The 18,486-nt window shown below is 36.6% G+C and carries 5 protein-coding genes; all 5 read right to left on the bottom strand.

The window, feature by feature from the left end:
* Nucleotides 1-16: 16 nt before the first annotated feature.
* A complete protein-coding gene (locus MHB53_RS20230) occupies nucleotides 17-2,998 on the bottom strand; it encodes a cyclic peptide export ABC transporter (protein WP_340921805.1) in 2,982 nt (993 codons plus the stop codon).
* 178 nt (nucleotides 2,999-3,176) lie between these two features.
* Nucleotides 3,177-7,661, bottom strand: coding sequence for an amino acid adenylation domain-containing protein (locus MHB53_RS20225; RefSeq protein WP_340921803.1), 4,485 nt, complete (start codon nucleotides 7,659-7,661; stop codon nucleotides 3,177-3,179).
* Nucleotides 7,662-7,675: 14 nt separating this feature from the next.
* Nucleotides 7,676-11,920 (bottom strand): beta-ketoacyl synthase N-terminal-like domain-containing protein, encoded by a 4,245-nt coding sequence (locus tag MHB53_RS20220; RefSeq protein WP_340921801.1) that lies wholly within the window; start codon nucleotides 11,918-11,920, stop codon nucleotides 7,676-7,678.
* Entirely contained in the window at nucleotides 11,910-17,684 is a 5,775-nt protein-coding gene (locus MHB53_RS20215; protein WP_340921799.1) for an amino acid adenylation domain-containing protein, read from the bottom strand. The genes MHB53_RS20220 and MHB53_RS20215 overlap by 11 nt, the downstream gene beginning before the upstream one ends.
* The gene (locus MHB53_RS20210; protein ID WP_340921797.1) at nucleotides 17,677-18,393 is read right to left on the bottom strand and encodes a thioesterase II family protein; all 717 of its coding nucleotides are present in this window, start codon (nucleotides 18,391-18,393) and stop codon (nucleotides 17,677-17,679) included. The genes MHB53_RS20215 and MHB53_RS20210 overlap by 8 nt, the downstream gene beginning before the upstream one ends.
* Nucleotides 18,394-18,486 lie beyond the last annotated feature (93 nt).

Genomic DNA, 18,486 nt, shown 5'->3' with positions numbered 1-18,486 from the left:
CTCCTCCTTTTGTCGTTCAAACTTGTTCCATGTAATCATGTGTTTGTGCTTCTTTCACAACCTTCCCTCGCTCCATCTTGATCACCTTATCCGCCAGATGGAAGTACCTGTCGTCATGTGTAATAGCAATAACACATTTTCCTTTGGCTTTTAAATCAGTCAATAGTTCCTTGTAGAAAAAATATCTAAATTCAGGGTCTTGATCCGCTGCCCATTCATCAAATAGGTAGATAGGCTTGTCTTCTAAATAACAGATTAACAAGGCTAATCTTTTCCTTTGACCCGTTGAAAGTTTTGTTGTGCTAAATTTCCCATTCTTGATTTGTACTTTTTCATCAATACGTAGTATTTTTAAATACTTTTTGATTTCTTCTTCCCTCGTGCTACAATCAATTCCATAGACTTTTGTAAACAAGTAGTAATCGCTAAATATCACCGAATATAGTTCATTTAACTCTTCTTGTCCTATTTTTTGATTGTTGACGAATATCGCCCCTTTCTTACAGGTATACAGACCAGTAATCAGTTTTGCAAGAGTTGATTTGCCGCTTCCATTCCCTCCCGTTATGAAAACAACCTCACCTGATTTGAAATGGAAGTCAATCGGTCCCACCTCAAAAGATTCTCCATGCTCACTATCGTATTGATATTCTATACCTTTTAACTCCATTTCCATCCTACCGGGAAGTTTAACAATACCTACTACTTCATTTTTATCAGCTTCAGCCCCTGTTAGATACTTAGAAAGTGCTTTAATTCTCTTCCAACTGATTTGCATCTGAATAGCGTTGGGAATTGCATTAAGTATGCTATGAATTGGTCCTGTCATATAAAGAAAAACAAAAACATAACTCCTTAAAAAATCGCTCTGTACTTCTTTAAATAGCACGGGAAATAGGAATGTAACAGCCCCAATCACCATAACAAATAGTAATTCACCAATAATGAAGACGTTAGCAAATTTAAGGCCTCCCTTAATCCGTTTGTCCTTATACTCACTACAGCTCTCTTTCATGTCTTCTCTAAACTCTTCTCGTTTTGACCTTCCGATACTCAACTCTTTATAACCGCCAATAAGGTCGTTGATATATCTAAAAAAGATATTTTGAATATTTCTTGTTTGTTCCCAAAGATTATTGGCTGATCTTCCGGCTACATAATACATACCTGCTGCGACTAGAATGACCGCAATGGAAATAAGAAGGCCGTACACATTTATTACTCCCAGATAAGCCAAACAACACAAGAGTGTTATTGAATCGGTTAGACCAGTGATTATTGTTGGAGCATGGTTACTAATAGATTCCGTATCATTATTTAATACGGTTTGAATTTTTTCAGATTCCGTCCGTTCGATTTTCTCGTATGAATTATTTAAGATATTGTCTAATAAAGCAAGCCTTTGCTCATAAATCAGGTTATTTGTAAGAGTGATTAACTGTGTTCGTACCAGCTTTTGGGCCAGTACATAAATGATGATTCCCAGAAAAAAGTATAAAAATAGACTATTGTTTGAACCATTTGACCTGTTTAAGGCTTCGTTGATGATAAATATGATCATCGCATTCCCAAAACCACTGGCCACACTTAACACAAAAAGCGGGAATAAATTCTTATTTTTATTTAACGAAAATATAGATATAAGCGACAGGTAAATGCAAAACAGTATAATACCAGATAGAGTGGCCCAAGCCGCCAAACTCAAACTGAGAGGTGCCCATACTTTAACAAAATCCCAAGAAAGCTCAGTAAAGAATATATACGGAATTTTATAAAGGGAATACCCAGCCACCAAAGTAAACAAGAACGTTATGAATGGAACACCAATACGTTTAATTTTGTTCTCTTCCAGATTCCTTTTTTTCTGAAACAGCTGAATGATGACTAGAAAAATAAAATATAAGGTAAGGCATGAAAAAGGGATCATAAACAAAAGTACGGTAAAAGAAAAGGCATCAATGCTCTTATACGTATCTGTTGTATTAATTACTAATGCCTTCTCTGAGAGAATATCGATAATTCCCTGGCCAATGTTTTGAGTAAAAGCGGAGTTCATATTGGCCATCACTGCAACACCTAGCTTTTCCTCAGGACGAAAAACGATAAAAGAAGAAAAATTCGGATTGCTTCCGGTATGGGATATCTCACCGGTACCGTTTTGGTATACTTCCCAACCTCCCGCATAGGACGAGCCATCAGAAGATGGTGGAACCGATCGGCTTGGTACTTGTGTTTTTTGAATCACCTCATGATGACTATCACTTAACCGATACGTCCCAAGTTGGATTCGAAGCCACTGTTCCATGTCTTCCGCATTTGAAATAAAATAACCCGCCGGGGTATTACCCCGATAAATAGGTGCATCGAACTCTTGAGGTTTTAAAAAACCGATTTTGTAACCTTTAGACATATTAAATTTGGCGGCCTTTTTTCTGAACAAATATGTATTATCCATTTCAAATGGGTCTAATAAATTTTTCTCAATATATTTCTCAAATGATTGATGCGTAACTTTTTGTATAACCAAGCCTAGAATGTCATAGTTAATACTAGCGTAAGCGAATTGCTCCCCCGGATAAGTCGCCAATTTTTGATTTATTAGATCTCTAACAGTGTTTTCCAGCGCATCAGCATCATTTGCGATCGGGATGTCTCCAATCGTATGAAACGGAATTCCACTTGTATGATGTAAAAGCTGTTCAAGTGTTATTTCAACATTCTTATTGAGTTGCTTACCTCTATTCTCACCTACATATTTCATTTGAAACCATGGCAAATACTTATTGACTGGATCATTCAAATCTATTAAGCCTTCATCGACAAGTTGATATATTGCAAGTGCCGTAAATGCCTTACTATTTGAACCGATTTCAAATAAGGTTTGTTCCGTTGCTGGTTGTTTTGTTTTAAGGTCGGAATACCCAAAGCCCTTTTTATAAACAGCTTGGTCTCCCTTAACTACTACCACCGACATTCCTGGAATTTTGCCATCTTCCATTTGCTTTTCAATGAATGTGTCCAGTTGTTCTTCATAGTCATCCGATAAACCTGTAGATACTCTTTCATTCTCCGCATTTGCAACTTGAATTCCAGTTGTCATCTGCAATTGCAATAATACGACAAAGGTAATTAAAAAGAATTTTATTCTAATCAAGACTGATTCACTCCTCCCTGCATCATATGTTAAATATATTTTCAAGCTCTTCACTTGAAAGATTTGCAGTTTCAAAATCGGATGGCGTAAATTCAGTATTTTTTCTCTGACAACAGTGTTGAATCAAATCTCGTAATTGATTCGTGTAATCGTCGATAAATTGCAAGATTGTCTCACGTTTAAACTTGTTTTGGCTATACGTGATAGATAAACTCAGCTTTTTATCCACTGTATATGCAACGATATCCACTAAACAATCCATTTCATTTGTAATACTGTTATCTCTACCGGAGTATTCATCCGCAAAGTCAAATATTCCATTTGAAAATGAAGCGTTAAAATCACCAAGATTGTTAAATCGGACGAATTTTTGATTGTCCTTACTCCATTCATCTGAAATGTATTTCAAAACTCCATGACTCAATCCTTTACTGGGAATACTACGCAATTGATCTTTTATTTGCTTAATTCGCTGTGATATATCAGTATTCTCTACCTTCAACAAAATCGGATATATGCTCGTAAACCATCCAACAGTTCTTGATACATCGATTTCATCAGCTAAGTCTTCACGCCCATGCCCTTCAATTTCAATAACCACATCATTTTTTTTAAAATAATCAGCCATCACTATTGACAGTGCTATAATCATCAATTCGTCAGCTTTTGTTCGATAGGCTTCATTTGCTTTTTGGAACAGCTTCGTCGATTCTTCTTCTGTTAATTTCTGAACCAATGTCTCGCAAAACTCCATGCTATCCGGACCTAAATCATAGTCAATAAATGTTTCCTCTCGATGTTGATAAATATGATTCCAATATTCTTTTTCCTTAACTGGGATTTTTTCGTTGAATTTTTCCAACTCAATTGCCCATTCTTGCACCGAATTATCTTTTGGTGGCAATAATGCATTCTCCTTATTTTCCATCTGATTATATAATTGGTTCATATCTTCAAAAATAATTCGCCAAGATATCCCGTCAACAGCCAAATGGTGCGCCGTCATCAAAAACCGTTTCCCCTGATTCCCCAAATCGAACATACATGCTTTAAGGAGAATATCATCTTCAATATTAAAGCTCGATTTTAACATTTCCCCAATTTCAGCTATCTGAACAATCTGATCTAGATCCGAATAGCCTGATAAATTAAAGTATTTCATTTCAATTTTTTGATCGGTATGTTTCGGGTTATAATATAGCTCTTTTGTTTGGATCCGATAATTCAATCGAAAAGAGTCGTGATGACAAAACAATATTTGCAAAGCTTTTTCTAGCAGTTCCATGTTAATATCATCTTTTACTTTTAGTAACACAGACTGCGTATAATGATGGATGTTATCAAAGTTTTGTGAGAAAAACCTAGAAGCAGATGGAAGCGACTGAATACTACCAACGCATGGTTGTTTACTGTCACGCAACTTTTTACCGGTTGTTTCCAGGTGCAAAGCCATGTCTTCAATTACCGGATTAGCCAAAATATCTTTTGTTCTTATCTTAAGCCCCTTCTCACTTAGCTTAGAAGCCATCTGAATCGCTTTGATTGAATCTCCACCCAGATGATAGAAGTTGTCCCGCAAACTTACTTCATCAACATTTAACACCTGTCGGATAATACATACTAGATCTTCTATTTCAACGTCAGTTGCTCCGCGTATTGCAATTTCAAGTTCAGGTAACGCATCCCTATCAACCTTTGCGTTAATCGTCAGCGGAATTTCCTTCAACGGAATAAAATGTGAAGGAATAGTATATGTCGGCAAAGTTTTTTCTAGAAACCTAAATAATTCGGAAGCAGAAACCCCATCTTTCTCCGTGTAATAAGCACAAAGATAGTGATTTCCATCATGGTCTTCCCGATCAACCACTACTGCATCTCTAATCCTCGGATGGTTTAGTAAACCTTTTTCAATTTCACCCAGTTCTATACGGAATCCGCGCACTTTTATTTGATTATCCGCTCTACCCAGGTATTCAATTTTTCCCTCGTCGATAAATCTCCCTAGATCACCTGATCTATACATCCTCTCTCCCGCTGAATATGGATTTACAATAAATCTATCATTTGTCAAATCTTGTTTGTTTAGATACCCCCTCGTAACGCCGTCCCCAGAAATATAGATCTCCCCAACAGCCCCCACTGGCACAGGGCGGAGATCAGAGTCTAATACGTATATTTTCGTATTTTGTGCAGGCATGCCAATTGGCACTGATGTCCCAATATCCTTTTCAACATTGAATTGATGAATCATACACCCTACAACTGTTTCCGTGGGTCCGTATTCATTGTATATTTTTATATAACTACCGAACCGATTCTGAATGCTTTTGGCAAGACTTACCGTTAAATCTTCTCCTCCAACAATAAACTTTTTGATAGAACACATTTCGGGCTTTATATCTTGTAAGAGGGATAAGTGGGACGGAGTTAATTTGATAATACTTGCTTTTCCTTCCCTAAATATCTTATATAGAACATATTCGTTTTCATCAGCAGGATAAATGGCAATCTGATTACCGCTGATTAGTGGTGTAAAAATAGATGTAACCGTGAGATCAAAAGCAAGAGAAGAATAGAATGGAAAAACTTCTTCTTTACTCGATCCCACATATAGATTCTTCGCCCAACAAGTATAGTTAACCAATCCTTGATGCTCAATCATCGTACCTTTAGGTGTTCCGGTTGAACCAGATGTGTATATGACGTATGCAAGGTCGGATGGGTCACTCAGAGCCCTAAGGTTAGAAGCATTACCAATATATAAGTTTGCTGAATTAAGCTGAACTACCTCCACATTGTACGAAGAAATGTTCCATTGATTTAGGATGTCAAAGTTAGTTAATAGGATAGAGATACCCGAATCTTTTAACATATAATTGACCCGTTCTAATGGATAGTCGGGATCGATAGGTAAGTATGCTGCACCCGCTTTCATAATCCCTAGAATACCAATAATTGTTTCTAAAGAATGCTTGGTTGAAATTCCGACAATTGTGCCTTTTTTTACATTTTTCTTTAATATATACCTTGCCAATTGATTTGACTTTTCATTTAATTGACTGAAAGTAAGTTCCTCGTTTTCCAGGCAAAGAGCAACCCTGTCCGGTGTCCTTTCTACCTGCTCCTCAAAAAGCTGGTAAATAGTTTTATCCTTGGGGTAAACCTTATCCGTGGCATTGAATTCGTAAATCAATTTATCCCTTACATCGACTGGTAAAAGTTCCAATTCCCCTAAAGTTTTATCCGAAAACTGGAGCATTTGATCTGCTAAATGAATGAAGCAAAGATACATTTGATCTATTTGTTTTTCTTCATATTTTTCGATCTTATAGTCGATATCTAGATTGAATCCTCCCGATCTAGACCATTCTCGAATAATCAGTTGGAGCGAATAAATCTGATTGCCGTTGTAAAACTCTTCATTTTCTACAGCAGTACCATCAAGTTCATTCGGAAGGTTTGTATTGTAATAATTGATACTAGTATCAAACAAATCACCATAGTCTTTTCTCTTTAATTCCAAATCTTGCACTAGCAAATCGTAAGGATATTTTTGATGGTAATAACAGCGAATTAATTCACGATTAATATCCTTGATGAAATCTCCGACTGTCATTCCAGCATCCACATTGTGTCGAAATGGCATAGTACTCGTTAACATCCCTACAATACTTTTTTCTTTTTTTCCCGATCGATTAAGTACTGGCATTCCAACAATCAAATCATCCTGTTTCGTTAATTTATAATGGTAAATATAATACAAAGCGACAAAAAAGGCATACACAGAAACATTGTAGTCAGTAGCAAATTGTTTAATTCCATTAGATTGACTACTAGAAAAACAGTGTGTCTTTCTATTCCCCTTTGCACACTCTAACTCCCCCCTCTTCTCGATCGAAGATGGAAGTGTGTGGAATTTATCATTCCAAAATTGTTTATTCTTCATAAATCGTTTAGATGCTAAATATGATTGTTCCTTTTTGAGACAATAAATATAGGAGCACCTGTGCTGTTCGGTTATTTTTTCACCTTTCAAAAGCCTCATATACGTATTGCATATCTGTTCTGTTAAAAGATTCATAGACCATCCATCAGAAATTATATGATGTACCTTAACAAAGTATCCGCCATCTTCGGTATCTCGCAACTTAAACAAAGCAAAATCGAATAGCTCGCAATCATGAATAGGGAAAGGTTTCTCTGCCTCTTGTTGAACCCAGGTGTCCAAATTCTCCTGATTATTAAAAACAACATAACGAATGTGATTATTATAGTGCTTTCCAACATATTGCTGTACATCTCTATCTGTTTCTACAAAACGATGCCTGATTCCATCGTTATTTTCCACAAAACAATTTATTGCTGTCTCTAAAAATTTAAAATCTATCTGCCCTTTTATCTTTACGATTCCACCAATATTATGCAATGGTTGATGTGGGTTGATTTTCTCCATATACCAAATTCTTCTTTGAGGATGAGTTAGCGGAAAATATTCCGTCCTATTCATATAAAATCACCACTTTATACTTTAGATTTATAGAAAAATTTTATCTGCTGACCATACTCTATCATTTTTCTTATCAATTCATCATTTACATCATTCCATATAAAACCAGTTCTGTTTAATAATATATTGGTTTTATCACCAGTGATATGAAATACTGTTAGATCAGTATCATCAAAGGTTTTCAATTCGTCTCCTATGCTATGTAGTTGAATGTTATAAATTTCTGATGTATGTCGCTCAACTTGCTTTTCATCAAAGATATAATCTAAGAATTTGTTGATTGACGTCTCTTTCACATCTATATTCAAGTTGGGAGTTGTTAGAAGATCTGATAAACTTATACGATTTGGATTAAAGATATGGTGAATTTCATTCAGTAATTCTTCTCTATCAAACAGACTGATAATTGCTCGACTAACATCATCAACACATGAAAAATCAGTGTCTTTTTCCATTTCTGGAACCAGACCAATTTCAATATAGGACTTCATCATAGAATATAAAGCGTTATGCTCTATATTCTCTTGAAACCTTCCAGATTTAGAATCAAAAACAATATTTCCCACTCGAAAAATATTTGCATTTACTCCTTTTTTTCTTGCCTCCATTACAATCCTTTCAGCTTCTAGCTTTGTCTTTGGGTAAGGATTTTCAATAATTTGTCCCAAATCATTATCGTATTCCGTATACAATATATCTTTTTTATTCTTCACTGCACCTGAAGCTACAGCCAACGTGGAAATATGGTTAACATCTTTCTGTATTCCTTTAAGCGAAAAATCGATTATATTTCTTGTAGCCAAAACATTCGCGTCGTAAGATTTATAATAGTTTCCATAATGACTAACATTACCAGCTGAATGTATGATACATTGGATCGTTTCGCTAAGATATTGATAATTATTCATACCGACGCCCATATTACTTTTTGTCAGGTCCCCGCTGTATACAAAAATCCTTTGTTTATATGCGTTATAAAAGGAAAGACCAAAGTAAGTACTAACTTTTTCTTTAATGCGATCTTCTGCTTCTATCCGATTCCCGCTTCTTACGATTAGATGCACATTGCTATTCAAATTGGTTAATAGATCATGAAGCAAGTAAACTCCCAAATATCCCGTGGTTCCTGTTAATAGAATATCCTGATAGTTCAGTCGGTAGGAAAGATTTGCTTCATAATATTTTCTGTTTCTGTCGTTATATAAATTGCGTGTTTCTTCAAACTTCTGCATTTTATCCCTTACTAAGCGGTGCCTTTCCCTCCTAGCAATAAGATAACTTGCTAACGCGTCTTTATCGATTTTATTCCGTTCTTCCTTATATCTCATATGCTGTGCTAGGTCAGACGCACTGGGAAATTCAAATAAATGATTAATGGAGATTTCAAAATCCTTCTGTAATCTAGCAACAACATTGACAGCTGTCAGTGAGCTACCTCCAATTTCAAAAAAATCATCATGAGGACTGATATACTTTAATCCAATAACATCTTTATATGATTCTATAATTTTCTGCACTTTATCATCTTGAGGAGATATTTTGCGCTTCGATTCGGTTACGGGTGTACTATGAGGTATGGATACACTCCCACCTTTTTCAAAATCCTTATAAATACTAAAGAATTGCCGATCAAAAGGATATGTAGGCAACGGAACCCGATGCCTTCTTTCTAGTGAAAAGTATTTCGACCAATCAATGTTCACACCATGAATGTAAAGCTTCCCAATATTTTGAAGCAAATATCTATCATCTGAGACTCTTATTTTGGAATGCCGTACAGTTTTTACCATCACGGCAGCTGATTCTCCCAGCTTTTGTTGTCTAACGAAAGAACTTAATGTTCCACCAGGTCCGACTTCAACAAAGATGTTTTCCATACCCGCTATTAGATGTTTGATACCGTCAGAAAACCTTACTGTTTGACGCAGATGATTCACCCAATAATCGGAGCTTGTTGCTTGGCCTGCTGTTATCCAACGTCCTGTTAAATTAGATATATAGGGAATTTTCGGATTGTGAAGATCAATTTCTTTCACCTTCTCTTTATAAGCAATTAAGATCGGATCCATCATGGATGAATGGAAGGCATGAGAAGTTGACAGTTTTTTAAATGGAAAGCCTTCACGATTCAATCTGGTTTCTAAAATATTCATCTCCTCATTTGAACCCGAAACAACGCATGATTGTGGACCATTCACCGCAGCAATGGATAAATTATGATTCATTAATGGTAAAATTTCACTTTTCGAAGCCAGTACGCTTACCATACTTCCTTTAGGTAATTGCTGCATTAAAGTCCCGCGTTCATAAACCAACTTCAGTGCGTGCTTTAGTGAAAACACCCCGGACAAGCAAGCAGCTACATATTCTCCTATACTGTGACCGATCATGCCATCCGGATGAATGCCCCATTCTATTAACATTTGTGCCAATGAGTATTCAAAAATAAAAATTGCAGGCTGAGTATTGGATGTCTGATTAATCTCGTCACTGGCTCTAGCCTCTGGATTCGATGGATATAATAATTCTTTCCAATCATCTCCACTAATTTCCTTTAAAATTTGGCAGCATCGATTTACTTCATCCCGAAATATCTTCTCTTCTGTGTACAAATCCAGCCCCATATTTACGTATTGTGCCCCTTGTCCAGGAAACATAAAAATTATTTGCTTACTGGCGCTAATGCCATCATAAATCTTACTCTGAACTTTATTAGGGTTCATGCTGTAAAGGTCACGCTTCGCTTCATCTATATCAGAAACCACTAACATTCTTCGATATTTTAAACTTTTTCTACCGTTTAAAAGAGTAAAGGCTACATCTGCCAAATTCACGTTAGTGTTTTGATTCAAATAATCAGCTAACCTTTTAGTTTGTTCTTCAAGAGATTTTTCCGTTTGTGCGGAAAAGGAAAGTAATTGATATCTTCTGCTCCGATCAGAGGCCTCTCTTTCCGGAGCGTCCTCAAGTACGACATGAGCATTAGTCCCTCCCATACCAAAGGAACTTACACCAGCTCTTAAAGGAAACTCTGAGTTCTTCCATTCCTTCAATTTATTGTTCACATAAAATGGGCTATTATCGAAGTCAATTTTTTCATTTGGTTTCTCGTAATTAATACTTGGTGGAATCATTCGATGTTTTAAGGCAACTGCGGTTTTAATCAAACCGGCCACACCTGAGGCGTTATCGAGATGCCCAATATTCGCTTTGACAGATCCGATTCCGCAAAACCCTCGTTTTTCCGTGTCAAACGCCAGTTTTAAAGCTTCAATTTCTATTGGATCTCCTAACATGGTTCCAGTACCATGTGCCTCTACGTAAGAAATACTTTCGGGTTCGACTTCCGCCATGAGATGCGCTGCCTTGATAACAGCGGCTTGTCCTTCTATACTTGGTGCAGTAAAGCTGACTTTATTAGAACCGTCATTATTTATCGCGGATCCTTTCACAACAGCATGGATATAATCTCCGTCAACAATAGCATCCTCAAGCAGTTTCAAAACAACGATGCCCACGCCATTGCCGTTAACCGTTCCCCTTGCATTGGCATCAAAAGGTCTACAATGTCCATCTGGTGAAAGAATCATACCCTCCTGATAGAAATGGCCTCTCTTCTCAGGTAATGTGAGGGACACCCCCCCAGCCAAAGCCATGTCGCAGTCACCACTTAAAAGAGCTTGACATGCCAAGTGAACAGCAACCAACGAAGATGAACACGCAGTTTGAACGGTGTAGCTTGGGCCTTTCAAATTCAATTTATGTGACAATCTTGTACTGAAAAATTGTGAACCATTCAATAGTTCGGCTTCTTTTATAAAGTCATTCGCTTGTTGGTAAACCGTGCTCATCCAATACAAATTTGTTGAGCTTCCGATATAAGTACCTACCAAGCCTTTCAAGGCATCTGAACAGTAGCCGCTGTTTTCAAGCGCTTCCCATGCACATTCGTGTAAAATTTTTAATTGTGGATCCATTACCTCTGCTTCCCGGGGCGAGTAATTGAATAAATGAGTATCGAACCACTCCGTACCAGTGATGGATCCTCCAGCCTTCACATATTTGGGACTCAGGATTGTTTCTCGGTCGATTCCTGCTTCTCGCAACTCCTCATCCGAGAAAATGGATATCGATTCTGTGCCATTCTTCAGATTTTCCCAGAATGTATTTATATTATTTCCTCCGGGAAATCTGCATGACATTCCGACAATAGCAATCTCCATACCATTTCTTACCGACGGTTGCACACTATAATTCATTCGAATCCCTCCTCCTTTGTCTTCTATGCTGTAGCCTATTTCTCGATTCCTCCATCACCTGTACTCTATCTACATTCACTTTTTCCGGCGCACCTTTCTCATCAATCAGCTTTAATTGTTGTGCCAGAGAATAAATAGTGGTATATCTGAATAACGCCACTACAGGTATGTCGATGTTTAAATCTTCTTTCAACCGTTCATTTACTTGAACAATATTAAGCGAATTTCCACCAAGGTCGAAAAAATAATCATGAATACCTACTTGTTTCACATCAAGTACCTGTTTCCATATTTCCGCTATCTTTTTTTCTATATGTGTTTCAGGTGCTTTAATAACAGTTCCTGACAACATATATTCCTCATCTTTTCTTTTGTGCAGCGCTTTTATGTCAATTTTGTCACTGTTCGTTAAGGGCATACTACCCAATTTTACAAAGTGTGCTGGAATCATGTATTCGGGCAACTTATTTTTCAAGTAATCCTTTAATTCTGAGGTAGTAACATCTTGATTTGTAATCAAATACGTACACAAGTAACTTTCATCACTATGATTCTGTTTTGCTACAACAACCGCGTCCTCAACGGCGCTATGGTTTAGAATATGGTCTTTTATTTCGTCTGGCTCTACTCGGACTCCTTTAATCTTCACCTGGTGGTCAACCCTTCCGATATACTCAATGTTCCCATCTGCAGCCCACCTGGCGAGATCCCCAGTCTTATACATCCTTTCACCCTGAACAAAAGGATCAAGGACGAACCGTTCATTTGTTAAAACCGGATTGTTGATATATCCTCTCCCTACTCCAGCTCCAGCAATACATAACTCTCCAGTTACACCCAGAGGAACGGGACAATGATCTCGATCTAAAATATACGCTCGATAATTGCTTAAAGGTTTACCTATGGGCAAGCCCCCTGAACCTTCTTCTTCACTGCAAATATAAATGGTTGAAAAGATCGTTGTCTCAGTTGGACCATAAAGATTCATAACTATATCGGCATTAACTGTATCCCGTAATTTATCATAAAGATTCCTTGTGAAAACCTCACCTGCTACAAAAACGTAGCGAAGGCGTTGGTTTGTAACGGTACTATTGATCAAAACCTTTAAATGTGCAGGGACAGCACACAAAATATTAATTTCTTTTTGCTCAATAAAGCTCCAAAGTCCCCTCGGCTCCGTAATTAACTTTTCCTCAGGAATATACAGCTTCCCTCCAGAAAGGATTGGGAGAAAGATCTGTTGTACGGAAACATCGAATGTAACTTTTGCAAGCAACAAATGATGGAACGTTTGATCAAACTCCAAATTTTCTATCAATCCAACCAACTGATTGACAAGATTTCTGTGCTCGATCATAACACCTTTTGGATTACCAGTGGTTCCGGACGTATAAATCACATATGCCAAGTCGTCAGGCTGATTTATATTTTCAGGGCTGGAATCATCTTCTTTACAGATCGTTTCATCATCCAGTCCAACCATATCCTGTTCAAAAGCAAACTTTCCCTTCATATTATGATGTTGGACCAAGATCAACTGACAATTACTGTCTTCCAAAAGATAGTTTATCCTGCTTATTGGAAAGCTGGGATCAATCGGTAAAAATACGCCCCCTGCCTTTAACACTCCAAGTACTCCTATGACCATTTCCAGGGAAGGCTTTGCAATAACTCCTACGATGGTATTTCTTTGCACTCCTTTTTTTCTTAACATGCGTGCCAGTTGATTGGCTTTCGCATCTAACTCAGAGTAAGTTAGTGGAATTTCTTTACATACGATAGCAGTTTCCGAAGCAGTCTCTTTCACCTGTTGCTCAAATATTTCATGTACAGTCCTTTGGTATGAGTATTCAGCCTCCGTATTGTTGAATCCAGAAAGAATGGTTTGCTTTTCTAGTTCGGACATGATCTGAATCTTTTGCAATGGTATATTCATAGTTTGGGTAATTACATCAAGTAAAAGAATAAAATGGTCGGCCATCCTTTGCATTGTATCTTTGTTAAATACACATGTACGATACTTGAATTTAATTTCAATACTATTGTTCGTTTCCAATGCATGAATGAACATATCGAATTGAGTCATATTACTTTCTATCGGGTATTTACAAAAGGACAATTTCTCAGTATCCTTGAAGAAATTCTCATCGTTGTCCAGAGAAAACATAATATCAAACACCGGATTTCTTCCCGGATTTCGATGAACGCCTAATTGATCAACCAATACTTCAAACGGATATTCCTCATGATCAAGTGCCTTCAGAGTATTATCTTTTACTTCATTTAAAAATTTTCGGAATGTTTTTTCTCGACATGGAAAGTTTCTCATTACCGCCGTATTCACAAACATGCCGATCACACGCTCCAAACCAGGGCGGGATCTACCCGCTGTCGGTGAACCAATCGTAATATCTTCTTGACCGGTATATTTGAATAACAAAACATTCAAAGCAGAAAGCAACACCATATAAAGAGTTGTCCCATTCTCCACTGCTACTCTTCTCAAGCGTGATGTCAAATCGGTGCTTGCCGTAATAGATACATGATCACCTACATAATTTTGAATTGGCCGACGCGGGTAATCCGTATTTAATTCAAGTTCGGGGATCTTTTCTTTAAACAGGTCTAACCAATACATCTCTTTACGCTTGAAATCATCAGTTTGAAAAAATCCCTCCTGCCATACTGCATAATCTCTATACTGTAACTTAGGATGAGGTACTTTCTTGTCTAAATAGTAATCAGTAAATTCCTCCATAATAATATCCATCGAGATGCCATCAAAAACAGCATGATGGGCATCTGTGAACAACAAATGCTTATTTGGTTCAATCTTAAGAACCTTTACTCTAAAAAGAGGTGGTTTTTCTAGGTTAAAAGGCTTAACTAAGCTGTTAACAAATTCCATTACTCCATCTTCTTGGGCTTCCACAATATCGACAGTAACATCTAATTTAGGATGAACATACTGAACCAGTTGACCATCGACAAATGAAAATGATGTGCGCAATGATTCATGACAATTAACAAGGTGCTGGAAGGCTTTCACCAGCTTATCAGAATTAAGCTTACCCTCTATAATTATTGAGGATGGCAAATTATAGGCCACAGAGTCCCGATTAAGCTGCCACATGATAAATAATCTTTTCTGCTGTGATGAGACGGGATAATATTCTCTTTCTTTGACAGGCAATATTGCTGGGCGTTCATGTTCTTGCTTCATAATCATTAGATTAACAACTTCTTTTATTGTAGGTTGTTTAAACATTTCGCTTAATTGCAGGTTTGTATCACATTCTCGGTTAATTTTTAGTACAATTGAAGCCGCCTTTAGCGAATGGCCACCTAATTCAAAGAAGTTATCATATACTCCTATTCTTTCAATGTTAAGAACTTCTTCCCAAATACCCACAATTTTTCTTTCAATTTCACCTTCAGGTGCAACATAACTTGAGCTTGATGCTGTATCCAAATTGGGCACAGGGAGTGCTTTTCGATCAATTTTCCCATTTTGATTGAGAGGCATTTTTTTCAGTTGAGTGAAAAAAGCAGGTACCATGAAATCTGGCAATCTTTTAAGAAGGAAATTTTTCAACTCCGAATTTGCTATATCCTTCTTGGCAACAAAATAAGCGCTTAATTCTTTGGCACCATGAGTATCTTCCATAGCAATGACAACTGCTTCCACAACATCATGGTGTTTCATAAGACAAGTTTCAACTTCACCTACTTCTACCCGAAAACCTCTAATCTTTGTAAGATTGTCTTTTCTGCCAATAAATTCAAGTTTACCATCAGGCATCCACCTTGCCATATCCCCGGTTTTATAAACCTTTTTCCCGGGAATAGACGGAAACTCAACAAATTTTTCTTTAGTTAAACCTGGTGCATTGCAGTAACCCTGTGCCAATCCCACTCCAGCAATACATATTTCTCCCGTTATACCAATAGGCAGAAGGTCCATTTCTTGGTCAACAATGTATAGTTCCGCATTATAGATTGGCTTTCCAATAGGTATTGTCTGAAGTTCCCTCACTTCTTGATCATTGATTCTGTAGAATGTGGATATATCCGTGCATTCAGTAGGACCATAAGTATTCACAATTTCACTATTAAAATTAGATGATTCTACCAACGGTATCAACTTTTTACAATTAATAGATTCACCACCTAAAAAGACATGATTCAATGATGTTAATCTGCTGTAATCCGACTCTTCATTATAATCAACCAATGGGTAAAAACCGCTTGGTGTACAATTTATAGTTGTGATGTTATGAAAGTAAATATAATCTGACATCTTATTGTAATCGTACATACCCGGCTCAAAGAGGTGTAATGTTCCCCCTTTTATTAATGGAGCAATTATATTTTTATGCGCCGTATCGAAACTTATTGGGGCAATTAATAATAAATTGTCAGTTTCACTTATATCAAATTCATCAATATACCAGAAGAGCAGGTTTACAAATGAATTTCTTTTTACCATTACCCCTTTAGGCTCCCCAGTACTTCCCGAGGTGTAAAGGACATACATTAAACTTTCTGATGATATTTTCAGCTCGAGATTCTTTTCCATTGCTGCTGGTGTTTCCTTACCCATAATTATATCGATATCAGTAAATGAAATATTTTGATTAGTGGGCTTCCGTTGATGATGGCTACATTTCAAAATTATTTCTACGTTGGAATTGTTTAAAATATATTTGATCCGTTCATTTGGATAGTTTGGATCAATAGGTAAATAAGCTGCTCCCGACTTTAAAATGCCTAAAATACCGATTGGAAGCTCCAGCGATCTATCCAACATAATTCCTACTATACAATTTTCTTTAATTCCCGACTTAACCAATTCATTTGCTATATGATTCGCTTTTATATTTAATTCCTGATAAGTTAATTTTTTCCCTTGATAAACGACAGCTATCTCTTGAGGGGTTTTTAACACTTGTAATTCAAACAATTCAACAACCGACTTGTCCTTTGGAAATTCTATAGAAGTGTTGTTGAACTCATATAAAATTCGATTCCTCTCTTTGGATAAAATATCTATTTCGGAAAGACGGATATAGGGGTTGTCAACTACTGCTCTAAAAAAGTGAGTCAGTTGCTCTGTAACTTTTCCGATCATTTCTCCTACGCTTTCTTTACAAGTAATACAGCATTCAATATTGCTTCCATGCCAAGTGAAATTAAAGACTGTGTCTGCATAGGAATAGTGATTAGAACTGTTGTGTTGAATATTTGTAAGCTGGATAACCGTACGGGGCTTCAATCTATTAGTAGTTGTAGATTCAAAACCTAGCAGTCTTGCTAATTTATCATGTGATACTTTCTGGTTTTTATTGGCCTCTGAAATATTTCGCTGCACTTTCAATAGAAGCTCTTTAAATGACATTTCGCTATGGATATCACTTCGTATAATCAAGTGATGATCTTGATAGGCTACACCAGATTCTGATTGGATTACTGGGGTTCCGATCGAGACATCTCTATTACCCGTATATTTTGAAAGTAAGTATTTTACCCCGCACATCAGAATGATAAATAATCCATATTCAGATTGATCACTCATTTTGATGATTTTACTCGATATTTCACTTGGGATTTTATATGTAAATGAATTACGTTCATAATCTTCTAAATCAAGTTTTTTATTATCATGTGTAAAACTACTCATATTTAAATCCGCCGATAGTTGACTCAACCAAAACTTTTCTTCTTCAGTTAACGAATCTGTTTGATAAGCATCCTTATCCATAATAACCTCCGCTTCGAATCAATGTCCGATTGATCAGATCTATGATATTAATATAATTTTCATTAATAAAAAAGTGTCCTCCAGGGTAGCCAAGGACTCGACTATCTTTCGTAGTAAAGTCGGTCCATTTTTTCATATCTTCCTTAGTAATATCATCCTGTTCACCGTACAAGGCGGTAATACTAGTATTCAATTTGTATCCTTCCTTGCTAAACTTATATTCTTCTATCAATTTAAAGTCAGACCTTAAAATCGGTAAAAATATATCCATCAATTGCAGATTATTAAGAACTTCTTTTGGAGTGCCGTTTAGCTCAAATATTTTTTTTTTGAATTCCTTTTCTGGTAAGTTATGAACTTTCTTTCTTCTAACATGATTGGGAGGTTTTATGCCTGATAGAAAAATATGTGTAGGTGGAAGAAAGCCTTCTCTAACCATTTTCTTACAAAGTTCATAGGCAATAAGCCCTCCCATACTATGTCCAAAAAAAGAATAATTACTTTTGTAAATATAACGATTTATGTTTTCGAATATATCGTTTGTCACATCATCCATATCATGATAGCAACCCTCTTGAAATCTTCGCCCTCTCCCTGCATAGTAAATTGGTTGTAACTCAATGTTAGGATGTAAATAATTGCGCCACTTATTATATATTGACTCAGATCCACCAGCGTAGGGAAAACAAAAAAGGACCAATTTACTCATTTATTATTCCTTCCTAAATAATAGATTTAAAATGCTTTATAGAGTTCAATATGTTATCCTACACCTCCCTTTAAAATCTATATTTAACTGTGG

It is taken from the genome of Bacillus sp. FSL K6-3431 (assembly GCF_038002605.1).
Taxonomy (GTDB): Bacteria; Bacillota; Bacilli; order Bacillales; family Bacillaceae_C; genus Lederbergia.
Note: the sequence above shows the minus strand (reverse complement) of the source record. Positions and strands in the feature narration are given on the sequence as shown.

Coding starts and splice junctions, on each gene's coding strand:
- MHB53_RS20230 (WP_340921805.1), bottom strand. CDS start 2,998: ATGGAAGATGGCAAAATTCCAGGAATGTCGGTGGTAGTAGTTAAGGGA.
- MHB53_RS20225 (WP_340921803.1), bottom strand. CDS start 7,661: ATGAATAGGACGGAATATTTTCCGCTAACTCATCCTCAAAGAAGAATT.
- MHB53_RS20220 (WP_340921801.1), bottom strand. CDS start 11,920: ATGAATTATAGTGTGCAACCGTCGGTAAGAAATGGTATGGAGATTGCT.
- MHB53_RS20215 (WP_340921799.1), bottom strand. CDS start 17,684: ATGGATAAGGATGCTTATCAAACAGATTCGTTAACTGAAGAAGAAAAG.
- MHB53_RS20210 (WP_340921797.1), bottom strand. CDS start 18,393: ATGAGTAAATTGGTCCTTTTTTGTTTTCCCTACGCTGGTGGATCTGAG.